The 15,034-nt window shown below is 71.9% G+C and carries 10 protein-coding genes and 1 pseudogene; 8 read left to right on the forward strand and 3 right to left on the reverse strand.

The window, feature by feature from the left end; translation table 11 throughout:
* Positions 1-91 precede the first annotated feature (91 nt).
* The 4 genes from AB0L59_RS10190 to AB0L59_RS10205 all read left to right on the forward strand — a co-directional run bounded on the left by AB0L59_RS10190 (position 92) and on the right by AB0L59_RS10205 (position 6,501).
* Complete coding sequence (locus AB0L59_RS10190; RefSeq protein WP_365581400.1) at positions 92-1,909, forward strand: RICIN domain-containing protein; 1,818 nt, start codon at positions 92-94, stop codon at positions 1,907-1,909.
* Positions 1,910-2,001: 92 nt separating this feature from the next.
* Complete coding sequence (locus AB0L59_RS10195; protein WP_365581401.1) at positions 2,002-2,817, forward strand: inositol monophosphatase family protein; 816 nt, start codon at positions 2,002-2,004, stop codon at positions 2,815-2,817.
* Between the two features lie 43 nt (positions 2,818-2,860).
* Positions 2,861-4,216 (forward strand): FAD-binding protein, encoded by a 1,356-nt coding sequence (locus AB0L59_RS10200; protein ID WP_365581403.1) that lies wholly within the window; start codon positions 2,861-2,863, stop codon positions 4,214-4,216.
* 110 nt (positions 4,217-4,326) lie between these two features.
* Complete coding sequence (locus tag AB0L59_RS10205; RefSeq protein WP_365581404.1) at positions 4,327-6,501, forward strand: discoidin domain-containing protein; 2,175 nt, start codon at positions 4,327-4,329, stop codon at positions 6,499-6,501.
* 55 nt (positions 6,502-6,556) lie between these two features.
* On the opposite strand, the gene AB0L59_RS10210 is transcribed toward AB0L59_RS10205, so the two are convergent.
* Entirely contained in the window at positions 6,557-7,510 is a 954-nt protein-coding gene (locus tag AB0L59_RS10210) for a helix-turn-helix transcriptional regulator (RefSeq protein WP_365581406.1), read from the reverse strand.
* A gap of 133 nt (positions 7,511-7,643) precedes the next feature.
* On the opposite strand from AB0L59_RS10210, the gene AB0L59_RS10215 reads away from it, so the two are divergent.
* The 4 genes and pseudogenes from AB0L59_RS10215 (at position 7,644) to AB0L59_RS10230 (ending at position 12,699) form a co-directional block, all read left to right on the forward strand.
* Positions 7,644-7,985 (forward strand): ANTAR domain-containing protein, encoded by a 342-nt coding sequence (locus AB0L59_RS10215; RefSeq protein ID WP_365581408.1) that lies wholly within the window; start codon positions 7,644-7,646, stop codon positions 7,983-7,985.
* Between the two features lie 109 nt (positions 7,986-8,094).
* A pseudogene (locus AB0L59_RS10220) lies at positions 8,095-9,550 on the forward strand (ornithine decarboxylase).
* A 480-nt stretch (positions 9,551-10,030) separates the two neighbouring features.
* Positions 10,031-12,313, forward strand: a complete 2,283-nt coding sequence (locus AB0L59_RS10225) for a catalase (RefSeq protein WP_365581409.1) — start codon at positions 10,031-10,033, stop codon at positions 12,311-12,313.
* 143 nt (positions 12,314-12,456) lie between these two features.
* Positions 12,457-12,699 carry a chaplin gene (locus AB0L59_RS10230; protein WP_365581410.1) on the forward strand — a complete coding sequence of 81 codons (243 nt, stop codon included), beginning with the start codon at positions 12,457-12,459 and terminating at the stop codon, positions 12,697-12,699.
* Between the two features lie 54 nt (positions 12,700-12,753).
* Here AB0L59_RS10230 and AB0L59_RS10235 read toward each other — a convergent pair whose 3' ends face one another.
* Together AB0L59_RS10235 and AB0L59_RS10240 are read right to left on the reverse strand one after the other, a co-directional pair.
* Positions 12,754-13,509 (reverse strand): class I SAM-dependent methyltransferase, encoded by a 756-nt coding sequence (locus AB0L59_RS10235; protein WP_365581411.1) that lies wholly within the window; start codon positions 13,507-13,509, stop codon positions 12,754-12,756.
* A gap of 249 nt (positions 13,510-13,758) precedes the next feature.
* Positions 13,759-14,940, reverse strand: a complete 1,182-nt coding sequence (locus AB0L59_RS10240) for an acyltransferase (RefSeq protein ID WP_365581413.1) — start codon at positions 14,938-14,940, stop codon at positions 13,759-13,761.
* Positions 14,941-15,034: the final 94 nt, after the last annotated feature.

Genomic DNA, 15,034 nt, shown 5'->3' on the forward strand with positions numbered 1-15,034 from the left:
GGAGCACGGGAGTCCATTGCCGGGGCAACGGCCGGGGCCGGATCGTTCCGTGCAACCGGCCCTTCGGCAACAAGGAGCACAGGTGCGACTCTTGAGCAGAGCAGGCGGCGCCCTGGCCGCGACAGCCGCCCTGGTCGCGGGCGGTGGCATCGCGTCGCCGGCGTCCGCCGTCCCACCCGCCGGCGCCGGCTACACCGTCACCGTGGGGGCCCCGGTACCGTTCACCCACCCCACGGACACCCCCGCCAGCCCCTACCTCGACCGGGACGGCACCTTCCACTACCAGCAGTCCGCCGCGCTGTACGGCGCCAAGGACGCGCGCACCTGGGACTTCTACACCGGCAAGGACTTCGACTCCGCGACCTTCGACAAGACCCTGAGCAAGGCGGTGAACCCCGCCGACCCCGCCGACCGCAACGACGACACCACCTGGCGCTGCGACAACAGCCCCACCGGCCGGGAGGCGACGTACGCGCCGAGCGGCTCCGGCTACGCCCAGAAGAACTACTGCGACCTGTCCGGGGTGTGGGTCGATCCCGACACCGGCGACTGGTACGGCCTGGTGCACAACGAGTTCACCCCGCAGCCCTTCGGCGACGGGCTGCACTACGACGCCATCGACTACGCCGTCTCCACCGACCGGGGCCGCACCTGGACCATCGAGGACCACGTGATCACGTCCCCGTACAGCACCGAGCGCGGGGACACGACGGCCTTCCCGAACCAGACGTACTCCTACGGCGACGGCGACCAGCGCCTCTTCGTCGACACCGCCTCCGGCTACTTCTACGTCTATTACGGCTCCCGGATCATCGACAAGAGCGGCGGCTGGAAGGCGTTCTACGAGCACGTGGCCCGCGCCCCCATCGCCGCCAAGATGGCCCCCGGCTCCTGGCGCAAGTGGTACGACGGCGCCTGGGCCCAGCCCGGCACGGGCGGCAGGGAGAGCAACGTCGTCCCCGTCGACGACGCCCACCCCACCGGCTACACCCCCGCCGCCGCCGAGTACGACCCGGCCAACCCCGGCACCGCCGCCCAGCAGATCGCGGCCGGCACGATGCCCCCGACCTCGCCGCTGTTCGTGATGAACATCGCCTACGACGCCTATCTCGGGCTGTACATCGGCGAACCGCAGGCCGTCGACCAGAGCGGGAACGCGCCGCAGTACCTCTACGCCACCGATGACCTGACCACCCAGAAGTGGCACCTGATCGGGGACACGGGCAGCTACACCGACGCCTCCTGGTACCGCTGGTTCCTCGACAGCGCCAACCGCACCAGCTCCACGATCGTCGGCAGGTCCTTCCGCTCCTACTGCGCGTTCGGCTGCTCGCACGACGCCTCCGGCGAGTACGTCGACCTCACCGTCGACTCCACCGCGCCCGCGGCCGCGCCCATGGACACCACCCGCGGCTACCGCATCGCGAGCGGTGCGGGCCGCATCCTCGCCCAGGCCTCGAGAGGCACCGCCACCACCTCGCTCGCGCGGCCCACCGGATCCGGCCGTGACGCCTGGGTCTTCACGCCGACCGGCGACGGCGCCTTCACCATCGCCAACGCCGCGAGCGGCCGGCTGCTCGGCGTCGACTCCGCCTCCATCGTGGGCCGCGCCTGGGGTGCGAAGCCCGCGGTCACCGCCGCGCGGACCGGCGGGCCCTCCACCGGACAGCAGTGGTTCGTGATCCCGGGCGCCTCCGGCGGGGGCTACCGTCTGGTCAACCGCTACAGCGGACTCGTGCTCGGCCTCTCCGGCAGCTCCGGCCGCCTCGCCGAGACCACGCCGGTGCGCACCTGGACGGACCGCAGCGGGAGTTCCGTCGGCGCCGGACGCACCGCCGCCGAGCAGACCCTGTCCCTCACCCCGGCCGGATACCCGCACATGGGGAAGGGTTCGGCCGGCCACCCCTAGCCGACCGGTCCAGGCCCGCGCCGTGTTCCCACCCCGCCCGGGTCCAACCCCCGCACGAGCTCTGGGAACTTGACCACGGTTATCCTGCGCACATGTCGATCACCAACGGGGACCTTGACGCCGAGCTGGCCGTGTCCGCCGCGCAGGCGGGCGCTGCCGTGGTCCGTGACCTGTACGGCAGCCGGTTCGAACGCTACGACAAGTCCGCCGGTGACTTCGCGACCGAGGCGGACTTCGCCGCCGAGCGGGCCATCCTGGACGTGCTGCGTGCCGCCCGCCCCGACGACGCCGTGACCGGCGAGGAGAGCGGATGCTCCGGCGCCGCCGGCGCCCACCGCCGCTGGCTCGTCGACCCGCTGTGCGGCACCCTCAACTACGCGGTGCGGACCATGCTCGTCGGTGTGAACGTCGCCCTGCGGGAGGGGCCGGCGGTGACGGCCGCCGCCGTCGCCGATCCGTTCGGCGGCGAGGTGTTCTGGACCGACGGCGAGGTGGCCCGGGTCCGCAGGGACGGCTCCGACGAGCGGCTGACTCCCTGGGCCGGGTCCTCGCTGGTGGACGTCAACCTGGACCCGCCGTTCCCCAACGCCCCCGGTTTCCAGGCGGCCCGCCTGCTCGCCGGCCCGGGCTTCGCCGAGCGTTTCCGGCCTCGGGTCATCTCCAGCACCCTCGCGGTGGCCTGGGTCGCCGCCGGACGCCGGGCCGCCTATGTCACCGACGGAGACCTGCGCGACAGCGTGCACTTCGCGGCGGGGATCGCCCTGTGCCGGGCGGCCGGCTGCACGGTGACCGGCCTGCACGGCGAGCCCGTGCTCAGCGGCGCGAACGGGCTCGTCGCCGCGGCCGACGCGGAGACCCACGCCGCCCTGCTCGCCCTCGTCAAGGAGCGGGAAGGCGAGGCTCGTTGACGGCGTTCTCGACGCGCCCCACGCCGTCTGATGTGATTCCGGCATGACGCCGGCCCACCACCTCGCCGCCCGCTTCGGCCGGGCCCTGGACAGCGACCCGGACACCCTGCGGTCGTGCGCGCAGGACTTCGGGCACATCGTGCACGGCACGCCCCTCGGCGTGCTCCGTCCCCGGTCCGCCGCAGAGATCAAGGACCTGCTGGTGTTCGCCGGGCCCCGGGGCATCCCGGTGAGCGTGCGCGGCGGCGGCCACTCGATGTACGGCCAGGGCCAGGCGGATGGCGGGATCGTGCTGGACCTGCGGGCGATGAAGGAGGCGGGTCCCGTCACGGAGGACCACGTCACGGTCCAGGCAGGGGCGTCGTGGCGGGATGTGCTGGCGGCCACCCTGCCGTACGGCCGCACCCCGCCGGTCCTCACCGACTACCTCGGCGCGGGAGTCGGCGGTGTCCTGTCGGCGGGCGGACTGGGCGGCGCCGGCCACCGGCACGGCCTGGTCGCGGACCAGGTGCTGGAGCTGGAAGTGGTGACCGGGGCCGGGGAGCACCGGGTCTGCTCGCCCGACCGGGATCCCGAACTGTTCCACGCCGTGCTCGCCGGACTCGGCCAGTGCGCCGTCATCGTGGCCGCCACCCTGCGCGTGGTCCCCGCGCCCGCCCGGATCCGCCGCTACTGCCTGCACTACGCCGACCTCACCCGGTACCTCGCCGACCAGCGGCGGCTCGCCGAGGAGCAGCGGTTCACCTATCTGGAGGGCCAGGCCCGGCCGGCCGACGGGAACGGCTGGCAGTACATGATCGAGGCCGTGGCCCCGCACGACGGCCCGTGCCCGCCCGACGACGACGCCCTGCTCGCCGGACTCGCGCACGATCCCGTCGCCCTGGAGACGGAGGATCTCTTATTCGGCGAGTTCGCCCATCGCGTGGACACGGACGAGGAGGTTCTTCGGGAGACGGGGGAGTGGCTGCATCCGCACCCGTGGCTCAATCTGCTCCTCCCGCGCGACACCGCCGAGTCCGTCGTCCGGGCCGTGCTCGACGACCCGGCCTTCCACGATCTGCGCGACACCGGTCTCGTCCTGCTGTACCCGCTGCTCTCCGGCCGGCTGCGCGCTCCCCTCTTCCGCCGTCCGTCCGGTCAAGTCCTGTATCTTCTCGCCCTGTTGCGCACGGCTCCGCCCGGCAGCCCGGAGACGGTCGCGGAGATGGTGGCCGCCAACCGCGCCGCCTACGAGCTCGCCCGCTCCCAGGGCGCCGTCGCGTACCCCGTCAACGCGCTGCCCATGTCGGACGCCGACTGGCGGGACCACTACGGCAGCCGCTGGCCGGCCTTCGCCGACGCCAAGCGGCGCCACGACCCCCATGGCGTCCTGGCGCGGGGACACGGTCTGCGGTTCTGAAGGTTTTGATGCCCGAAGACTTGCCGCCCGCTTGTCTCATCACTTAAATCAAAACATGAACTAAGTTGCCGGGTCAGCCGTTTGACCCGTTTCCCCTTGGGAGCCGCCCGATGAGAATCCGGACGAGAAGTCGTACGGGACCCAGATCCCTGGGTGTCGCGCTGGCCGCCACGGCGGCGCTGCTCACCCTGCCCCTCGCCCACACCCCGGCCGCCGCGGCCGGGAGCCAGACCTGCGACACGGCCGATGCCGCCCAGGGACGGCCCGCCACGGCGTCCTCCACCGAGAACGCCGGCACCCCGGCCTCCGCCGCCTTCGACGGCACCGCCACGACGCGCTGGTCCAGCCAGTTCTCGGACCCGCAGTGGCTCCAGGTCGACCTCGGCTCGGTCAAGGACCTGTGCTCGGTCGACCTGAACTGGGAAACGGCCTACGGCAAGGATTTCCAGCTCCAGGCCTCCTCCGACGGGCAGAACTGGACCACCCTCAAGACCGTCACCGGCGCCACCGGTGGCACGACGTCGTACGACGTCAGCGGCTCCGGCCGGTACGTCCGCATGTACGGCACCGCGCGCGGCACCGGCTACGGCTACTCCCTCTGGGAGATGGCCGTGCACACCACCGCCACCGGGACGACGGGGCCGATCCAGGGCGGCGGTGACCTCGGCCCCAACGTCATCGTCGTCGACCCCTCGACCCCGAACCTCCAACAGAAGTTCGACGACGTCTTCAAGCAGCAGGAGTCGGCCCAGTTCGGCACCGGCCGCTACCAGTTCCTGCTCAAGCCCGGCACCTACAACGGCATCAACGCCCAGATCGGCTTCTACACCTCCATCTCGGGACTCGGCCTGAACCCCGACGACACCCAGATCAACGGTGACGTGACGGTCGACGCCGGCTGGTTCAACGGCAACGCCACGCAGAACTTCTGGCGTTCGGCGGAGAACCTCGCCATCAGGCCCTCGAACGGCACCGACCGCTGGGCCGTGGCCCAGGCCGCGCCGTTCCGCCGTATCCACGTCGAGGGCGGCCTCGACCTCGCCCCGTCCGGCTACGGCTGGGCCTCCGGCGGCTACATCGCGGACTCCAAGATCGACGGCACGGTGGGCCCGTACTCCCAGCAGCAGTGGTACACCCGGGACAGCTCCGTCGGCGGCTGGACCAACGGCGTCTGGAACATGACGTTCTCCGGCGTCCAGGGGGCACCCGCGACGAACTTCGACAGCGGCCCGTACACCGCGCTGGACACCACCCCCGTCTCGCGCGAGAAGCCGTTCCTGTACCTGGACGGCTCCACCTACAAGGTGTTCGTCCCGGCCCAGCGCACGAATGCCCGAGGCGTCTCCTGGCCCAACACCCCCGGCACCTCCATCCCGCTCGACCAGTTCTACGTCGTCAAGCCGGGAGCCACCGCGGCCACCATCAACGCGGCCCTCGCCCAGGGCCTCAACCTGCTGTTCACGCCCGGCATCTACCATCTCGACCAGACGATCGACGTCACCCGCGCCAACACCGTCGTCCTCGGTCTCGGCCTCGCCACGCTCGTCCCGGACAACGGCATCGACGCGATGCACGTGGCGGACGTGGACGGCGTACGGCTCGCCGGGTTCCTCATCGACGCCGGACCGGTCAACTCCGACACGCTGCTGCGCATCGGCACGCCCGGCTCGACCGCCGACCACTCGGCGAACCCCACCACCATGCAGGACGTGTTCGTCCGTATCGGTGGCGCCGGACCCGGGCTCGCCACCAATTCCGTGGTCGTCAACAGCAACAACGTCATCGTCGACCACACCTGGCTCTGGCGCGCCGACCACGGCAGCGGCGTCGGCTGGGACACCAACCGCGCCGACTACGGCCTGCGGGTCAACGGCAACGACGTGCTCGCCACCGGCCTGTTCGTCGAGCACTTCAACAAGTACGACGTCTACTGGAACGGAGAACGCGGCCGGACGATCTTCTTCCAGAACGAGAAGGCGTACGACGCCCCGAACGCCGCCGCCATCACCCATGACGGCATCGTCGGCTACGCGGCCTACAAGGTCGACGACTCCGTCACCACCCACGAGGCCTGGGGCCTGGGCAGCTACTGCAATTACACGGCCGATCCCACGATCGTCCAGTCCAACGGCTTCCAGGTACCGCAGACCAGTGGCATCAAGATGCACGACCTGCTGGTGATCTCCCTCGGCGGCAACGGCCAGTACGCCCACGTCGTCGACGGCACCGGCGCACCCACCTCGGGAACCAGCACCGTCCCGTCCAAGGTGACGTCGTTCCCGTAGCCCCACGCCGCGTCCCGGGACGGTGCCCGCCCCCGTCCCGGGACGCACTCCACCCTCAGCCGCCGGACAGGGTCGTGTGCGGGGAGCGCCGGTAGGTGTCGCGGTACAGGGCGGCGAAGCGGCCCGGGTGGTGGAAACCCCAGCGGGCGGCGATCGCCGTGACCGTCTCCCCGTTGCCCGGCCCGGCGGCCGCCAGGTCCTGATGGGCGTGCGCGAGCCGCACCCGGCGCAGATGCGCCAGCGGGGTGGTGTCCAGATGCCGTCGGAAGGCGTACTGCAGGGCGCGCACCGTCACATGGGCCGCCCCGGCGATGTCGGCGACCGTGACCGGCTGGTCGGCGTGATCGTCGATGTAGGCGAGGGCACGGCGCAGCATCGCCGGATGCCCGTCGCGGCGGTCGGTCGCGGTGGGCTCGGCCAGGGCCGTGTTCGGGAAGGCGGCCAGGACACTCGCCGCCAGATGCTGCGCGGCCGTCGCCGCGATCAGCGGTTGGTCGGCGATCTCGGGGTCGGACAGCACATGGTCGCGCAGATGGGTGATCGTGTGGCTCAGCTGGCGGGCGGCGGCCGCCGAGCGCGGCCGGTGGCCGGTCAGCCGTACCGGCCGCGCGCCGTCCGGGCCCGCGGCCACCTGGGCGAGCAGCGCCGGATCCAGCATCGTGATGTTGTAGCGGGCGTGGCAGATCCGCCCCGCGTACGGCAGGTCGGGCTGGGCGAACAGCACCGTCTCACCCGGCCCGAAGGAGTCCTCGACACCCTGGAAGCGGTGGTCCCGCACGGTTCCCTCGTGGACGGTGCACAGGCAGATCCGGCCCAGCGGGGTCACCGAGTAGCTCATCTCGAAGTCCAGTGCGATCTCGTCGACACTCACCGGGGCGATGGCGCTGCGCCGGATCCGGGCCCGGCCGGCATCGGGGGTGCTGCTGCCGATGCGCATCCTGGCGTAGGCCCGGCTGAGGAAATCCTCCGTGACCTCCAGGTCCGCGCTGTCGAAGCTTAGCGTGTCCATATCTCGCGCATCCCCCGGATTCTTCCGAATATGTAATCCCTGACCAGGCGTTTTTCGTTTTCTGTACGACTGCTCGCGGTGTCGTTCGTCTGGTGGCTGGCGCCCGACCGGCGTTCCGCACAGGGTGAGCGGCATGATCGGACGCGATGAGCAGGCGGACCAGCTGACGGCACTCCAGGAGGAAGTGACGCAGCTGCGCCGGGCCGTGGTCTCGCACGCCGTCGTCGACCAGGCGATCGGCGTGGTCATCACCGCGGGCGGGCTTCGCCCGGAGCAGGGCTGGGAGGTCCTCAGACAGGTCTCCCAGCACACGAACGTCAAGGTCCGGGACGTGGCCCGCTGTCTGGTGCTGTGGCCGTCCTCCGGCCGGCTCCCGCACGACGTCCGCCGGGCCCTGTCCGCGGCGGTGGCCCGCGCACGGGACTCCGCGGCCGCCGACGGGGACGACGTCGTGAGCTGCCGGCCGGCCCGCTGAGGGGAGCTTTGCGGCTTTCGAGCGCACGCGGAGTGCAACACGGAGGGGGCGGCCCCGGCAGACACCGGGAGCCGCGCCCTCGGCATGCCCGCGCAGGAAGAGGACGCTCATGGATCACTCGCGCGCACCCGTACTCGAGGCCCTCGAGGAGTTCCGGCGTCGCGGGGACGTGGTGTTCGGACCTCCGGGGCACAAACAGGGCCGCGGTACCGATCCCCGGGTCGCAGACGTCCTCGGCATCGCGTGTTCCGCTCGGACGTACTGACCCTCAACGGACTGGACGACCGCCGTGAGTCCCAGGGGGTGCTGGAACAGGCTCAGGAGCTGATGGCCGACGCGGTGGGCGCCGAACACGCCTTCTTCTCGACCTGCGGCAGCTCCATGTCCGTGAAGACCGCGATGTGCTCGGGCGCGGGCCCGGGGGAGAAGCTGCTGCTGTCCCGCAACGCGCACAAGTCGGTCGTCGCGGCGGTGATCATCAACGGGGTGGAGCCGATCTGGGTCCACCCGAAGTTCGACGCCGAACGGCACATGGCCCATCCGCCGGAGCCCGACGACGTCCGCGACCGGCTGCGCGAGCACCCGACGCCAGGGGCATGCTCCTGATCACGCCCACCGACTGGGGCACCTGCGCCGACATCCGGGGCGTCGCCGACGCCTGCCACGCCTACGACGTACCGCTCATCGGGGACGAGGCCTGGGGCGCCCATCTGCCCTTCCATCCGGATCTGCCGGCCTGGGGCATGGACGCCGACCTGGTGGTCACCAGCGTGCACAAGATGGGCGGTGCCATCGAACAGAGCTCGGTCTTCCATCTGCAGCACGACCGGGTGGCGCCCGAGGTCCTCAAACAGCGCGAGGACCTGCTCGGCACCACCAGCGCCTCCTGTCTGGTGTACGGCGCCCCGGACGGCTGGCGGCGGCAGATGGCCGAGCAGGGCCGCGAGCTGCTGGACGCGGCCGTCCACCGGGCCGAGCGCATCCGCGCGGAGTTGGGGGAACTGCCCGGACCGCGGGTCATGGGCGGCGAGGTCGTCGGAGAGGGCCTGGCGGCCGAGTTCGACCCGATGAAGATCGTCATGGACGTCCGGGGCCTCGGCGTCAGCGGGATGCAGGCGGCCGAGTGGCTCAGGGCGCACCGGCATGTCGACGTGGGCGGCTCGGACACCCGCCGGATCAGCGCCTCGATCACCCATGCGGACGACGACGAGACCGAGAAGGTCCTCCTGGACGCCGTGCGGTCCCTGGTGGAGAACGCCGGTTCCCCCGAACGGCGGCCCGCCGTCCGGCTGCCCGAGCCCCGGGTGCTCGAACTCGAACAGGCGGTCCAGCCGCGCGAGGCGTTCGTCGGGCCCGCCGAACAGGTCCCCGCCGAACGGGCCGTGGGCCGGATCTCCGCCGAGACGATCAGCCCGTACCCGCCCGGCGTGCCCGTCGTGGCCCCCGGCGAGGTGATCACGCAGGAGGTGCTGGACTTCCTGCGCAGCGGAGTGAAGCACGGCTTCCGCATCTCCGACGCGGTGGACCCGTCGCTCGAGACCCTGCGGGTCATGGCCCGCCCGTGACCGGTCACGGGCGCGGACCGACGGCCGGCCGTCCCGCGGGCCGCCGCCCGGGGCCCGCCCGTGTGCGGCCGGCTCCGCCGAACTGCGGGGGCAGGGGGCAGCGCCTAAGGTGGCGGGTGCGGGCGGCCGGGTGCTTGCCTGCTCGGGTCAAGAAGCCGGCCCCCCTGATGAAGAAACCCTCGGCAGGGGTCACTTGGGCCCCGCTCGACGGTCCCCGGGCCCGGACGCACGCGTCCGGCGGGCCTGCCGTCCCGGCTACTCGATGGGAGACGGCCCGACTTCACCCCGACCGGAAGTCCCCCGCGATTCCCGGTTTCGGACGCCCCGGCCCGGGGACCTCGGAACGAGGGCCGCGTCGACCCCCTTTCACCTGATCTGTTCGTGTTGTCGGCCGTATGCCCGGGTGCGGCCACCGTGCGTCGGACACCCCGCCTCGCCGGTGCCGGGCCCGCCCCCGTGACCAGCGAAGGAATGAGAGAGATGAGCGAGACGAACCCCCTCAAGCGAGCGGCGGACAAGGTGACGGACGCCCTGCAGGGAGGTGAGGGCGCGGGCCCGGAGGAGGGCATCCCCGGCAAGCCCGGCGCCCGGACGCCGTCCGTGGCCGAGCCGACCGAACCCCATGAGCCGTACCCGCCCAAGCCCGACCAGACCGGCCCCGACACCGTCTCGCCCACCGGCCAGCCCACCGGCGCCGACCAAGCCCGGATGGCGCAGAGCGGCAGCTACCTCACCAACGCCCAGGGCACGCGGCTGTACGACACGGACCACTCGCTCAAGGCGGGCCCCCGCGGCCCGGTCCTCCTGCAGGACCACCACCTGCGCGAGAAGGTCATGCACTTCGACCACGAACGCATCCCCGAGCGCGTGGTCCACGCCCGCGGTGCGGGAGCGCACGGTGTCTTCCGCAGCTACGGCACGGCGGCGAACGTGACGAAGGCGGCATTCCTGGCGGAGGACGTCGAGACCCCCGTGTTCGTCCGCTTCTCCACCGTGCTCGGCTCGCGGGGCTCCGCCGACACGGTCCGGGACACCCGTGGTTTCGCGACGAAGTTCTACACCAGCGAGGGCGTCTTCGACCTGGTCGGCAACAACATCCCGGTCTTCTTCATCCAGGACGCGATCAAGTTCCCGGACGTCGTCCACGCCGCCAAACCGCACCCCGACCGTGAGATCCCGCAGGCCCAGAGCGCCCACGACACCTTCTGGGACTTCGTCACCCTGCACACCGAGGCAACCCACCACACCCTGTGGAACATGTCCGACCGGGGCATCCCGCGTTCCTTCCGCACGATGGAGGGCTTCGGCATCCACACCTTCCGCCTGGTCGACGCGGCCGGCGGGACGACGCTGGTGAAGTTCCACTGGAAGCCGAAGCTGGGCGTGCACTCGCTGGTGTGGGAGGAGGCGCAGATCATCAACGGCGTCGACCCGGACTTCCACCGCCGGGACCTCGCCGACGCCATCGAGGCAGGGGCCTACCCCGAGTGGGAGTTCGGCATCCAGACCTTCCCCGACACCCCCGACCAGACCTTCGAGGGCATCGACCTGCTGGACCCCACCAACATCGTCCCCGAGGAACTCGCCCCCGTGCAGCCCATCGGGCTGCTCACCCTCAACCGCAACCCGTCGAACTTCTTCGCCGAGACCGAACAGGTCGCCTTCCACCCCGGCCACCTCGTCCCCGGCATCGACATCACCGACGACCCGCTGCTGTCCGGCCGGCTCTTCTCCTACCTGGACACCCAGATCACCCGGCTGGGCGGCCCCAACTTCGCGCAGATCCCGATCAACCGGCCGCACGCGCCCGTCAACGACATGCTGCGCGACGGCATGCACCAGACCGCGGTGCACCGGGGCGCGGCCCCCTACCGCCCCAACTCCCTCGACGGCGGCTGCCCCTTCACGGCCGGCGCCGACGCGGGCGCGTTCGTCGAGGCTCCGGTACGGGTACCGGAGGCGACGAAGGTCCGAGAGGCGCCGGCGTCGTTCGACGACCACTTCAGCCAGCCGCGCCGGTTCTGGCTCAGCATGAGCCCCGTGGAGCGCGAGCACATCATCGGCGCCTACACCTTCGAACTGGCCAAGTGCTACGAACAGGCCATCAGGGAGCGGGCGTTGCAGGTGCTGGCGAACATCGACCCGGAGCTGTGCGCGGGCGTCGCCGCAGGCCTCGGTCTGCCCGCCCCGCGGCCCACCGTGCCCCTGGCCGACGTGGCGCCGAGCCCCGCCCTGTCCCAGGTCGGGCGCACCTGGCCGACCGACGGCCGGGTCATCGGCATCGTCACCGGCCCCGACGGCGACCTGGACGGGGTACGGGCCGTACGCCAGGAGGTGCTGGACGGCGGCATGGTCCCGCTGGTCATCGCGCCGACGGGCGGCACCCTCGGCTCCGGGACGGACGCGCTGAGCGTCCAGCGGACCTATGCCACCGCACGGTCCGTCGAGTTCGACGCCCTGCTGGTGGCCGGCACCCCGGGCGTCGGCGTCGACGCCTTCGGCGCCCGTGACGCCAAGGCGGGCCTGCCCGCCGCCCAGGAGGGCACTCCCGACCCACGTGTGGGACTGCTGCTGGCGGAGGCGTACCGGCACGGCAAGGCCATCGGCGCCACCAAGGGCGCGCAGAGCACGCTGGAAGCAGCCGGCATCCCCGTCGACGCACCCGGTGTGATCGCCGGCGACGGCGCCACGACGGTCCTGCAGCAGCTCACTCAACTGCTCGGCACCCACCGGGTCTGGGACCGCTTCCCGTCCAGCGCCTGACGGCCCGGGCACCATCAGGCGGCGGTGCGGGGGCGCTTGGGGGCCCACTCGGTCCGGGCCCCCGGACGGCGTACCCGGAGAGGCGGACCATGCGAGGCACGGCTGTGATGGAGGGGTCCCTCCGTCAACCAGTGAGGCAGATCATGCGTCTTCGCAGTTTCGCCACGACGGCCGTTCTCGCGGGTGCCCTCGCCGTGGGAGGCACGGCGACCGCTTTCGCGGCCGGCTCGGACACGACGACCGGCACCGCCGCCAACAGCCCGGGCGTCCTTTCGGGCAACGTCGTCCAGGTCCCGGTCGACATTCCGATCAACTTCTGCGGCAACTCCTTCACCATCGTCGGGCTGCTGAACCCGGCCACGGGCAACGTCTGCGTCAACAAGTGACGCCGTAGGCGCGCCGGCTCCCGGAACACGGGAGCCGGCGCACCGCTGTCGGGCCTAGCAGGGGCGGCGGAACAGGGCCGTCCAGAGGAACTCCTCGCCGAACAGCGCGGAGTCCGCCGCTTCCTGGCGCATGGCGCGCAGTTCGATCTCCTGTAGGTCGCAGAAGATCCGGCGCAGTGACTCCGGGGTGTAGGCGAGGCCGCCGTGCAGGCCGGGCTCGCGGTAGAAGGCGGCGTCGGGGAGTTCGGAGCCCATCCGGCCGGCGGCGAAGCAGGTGAGCGCGAAGTGGCCGCCGGGCGCCAGCACGCGCTCCAGCAGCGCCAGATGACTGACGCGGCGGTGCGGCGGCAGGTGGTGGAAGCAGCCCGAGTCGTAGACCAGGTCGTAAGGGCCGCTCAGCTCGCCCATGGCCGGTGAGGTCAGGGCGAAGGCGTCACCGCAGTGGAACCGCACGACGCCGCTCTCCCGCGTGGCCCCCGACTCCCGCGCGCGCTCCTCTGCCCAGGCGAGCGCGGCGGGGGAGAGGTCGACGGCGTCCACTTCGAAACCCCGCGCGGCGAGGTGCAGGGCGTTGCGGCCGGGACCGCAGCCGAGGTCGAGGGCCCGTCCCGGCGCGATCAGGCCGCGGTCCAGGTAGGACACCAGGTTCTCGTCGGGCTTCGCGGCGAAGAACGGCACCGGGCGGTCCCGGTCCGTGTAGAAGCCGTCCCACCACTCGGCCGCGCCCCCGCTCCAGCGGTCGGCCTCGGGCGCGAACAGCCCGTCCAGGAGTCGCAGTACGTCGTCGACCGTGCGGATGTCCCGGTCCATCCGGCCCCCTTCCCCGATGGACAGAACCTAGGGGTGGGGACGGGCGGACGCCAGCTCGCGGCGCCGGGCCGGAGGGCACGGGCGGGCGTGTGGGGGCGCGGCGGAGGGAAGGCGGAGGCGTTCCCCCGGAGCCGGCCCGCAGGCCTTCCGAAACCCTGCGGCGCACCGGCACACGGCCTTTCGGGAGCGAGCCGAGGGCACTTTCTCCTCCGCCCGCCGGTGCCTGCGCGGGTTCTTCGGTGGACCTGCTCAGTCCCGTGCCGCGGCCGGCGCCTCACCTTGGGCCTCGGCCGGGTCCGGCTGCGAGGCGGGGCTCCGGCGCCGCCGCAGCAGCAGGCGTCTCGCGGGGCGCTCCACCGCCTCGTACAGGATCCAGGACAGCCCCAGCGACACCGCGAACGCGGTCGTGGTGACGGCGAGCCCCGCCAACAGCCCGAAATGCGGCTTCGTCCCGAGCAACTGGGTGGCGGACCGGAGCACCAGCAGATGGATCATGTAGAAGGCGAACGACAGCTCGCCGAGCCGCACCAGCCGCCGGCGCCGCCACAGTGAGGGCAGCCCCTGGACGTCCGCGACGGCCGCGGCCGGAATGAGCAGAGCGAACCCGGCGATGGTGCACACCGTGGCGGAGTAGCCGGGCGTGACCTGCGGGACGAGGAAGTAGCCGATGATCGCCAGGGCGAGCGACGCCTCAAGTCCGGGCCCGCGCCACCGGCCGAGCAGCACCAGCCGCGCGGTCACCGCGCCGAGGACGAACTCGGGCAGCCGGGCCGCGGGGAAGGAGTACAGCTCGTAGGCCCACCAGTGGTGGGCGTCCGCCCAGGCCAGTACGACGACCGCCGTGACCGACAGGGCGCCGAGCGCGACCGAGCCGCGCGCGCCGAGCCGGCGCAGCAGCAGGATCAGCAGCGGGAAGGCGGCGTAGAAGAACGCCTCGCACGCGAGGGACCAGCTGACCGGGTTCAGCGTCTGCCACCAGGGGCGCCACCAGGAGTGCAGCAGCAGCACGTTCGACACGGCCTGCTTCGGCGTCGGCCGCGGCTGGTGCGCCAGCGTGTAGGTCATGGCCAGGGCGACGGCGAGGGTGACCAGGTGCACCGGGTAGATCCGCGCGATACGCCGTCTCCAGAAGGCGAGTGCGCGGTCGCGGGGCCGTGCCGACCAGGTCAGTACGAATCCGGACAGCACGAAGAAGAAGGACACTCCGGTGGCACCGGCGCCGAATCCCCAGGACACGAGGCGGCCGCCGGTGCCTGAGAAATAGCCGAAGTTGTTCACGTGCAGTCCGAACACCAGCAGAGCCGCCATCCACCGCAGTCCCGTGAGGGACGGCAGTGAGGGCATGGCGCCGGCTGGGGAATCCCTGGCGGTCGTGTCGCCGGTACGGGCGGGCGGCGTCGTCCGGAGCGCCCGGGTCGTCGCCGTGGTCATCGAATCACCTGCCGCAGAGGGTTGGCGTGGAGCATGAAGGGGTACCTTGCCCGTTCCCCCCTGTTCCATCACGCCACATGGCAAACATCACACT

The organism is Streptomyces sp. NPDC052109, from assembly GCF_040680195.1.
Taxonomy (GTDB): Bacteria; Actinomycetota; Actinomycetes; order Streptomycetales; family Streptomycetaceae; genus Streptomyces.